This window comes from Burkholderia sp. SIMBA_051 (assembly GCF_046534915.1).
Lineage (GTDB): Bacteria > Pseudomonadota > Gammaproteobacteria > Burkholderiales > Burkholderiaceae > Burkholderia > Burkholderia ambifaria.
Window position 1 is genome coordinate 1 of record NZ_JAWRXS010000459.1, and the last position, 261, is coordinate 261.

Sequence of the window (261 nt, forward strand, 5' to 3'; positions counted from 1 at the left end):
GTTCGGCTGGAACTGACCCGCGTAACGCGTCAGCGACGCTTCCGTCGGGTCGGTGGGATCGAGGCCGCCGCCGTACACCGTCGAGTTGTTCAACGACAGATGCATGTAGCGCGTGTTCTGTCGGAACGTCCAGGTCGGATTCAAGCGCTGCTCGAACTGATAGCCGACCGACCACTGCCGCTTGTCATAACGCGCGAAGTTGCCGTCGCCCGTATAGAGGTCGTTCGAGATCACGCCATTCGGGTTCGGCAGAATCGTGCC

1 pseudogene is annotated in these 261 nt (G+C 61.3%); it reads right to left on the reverse strand.

Annotated features, from left to right (window positions below):
- A pseudogene (locus SB771_RS35275) lies at positions 1–261 on the reverse strand (TonB-dependent siderophore receptor); the annotation flags it as partial.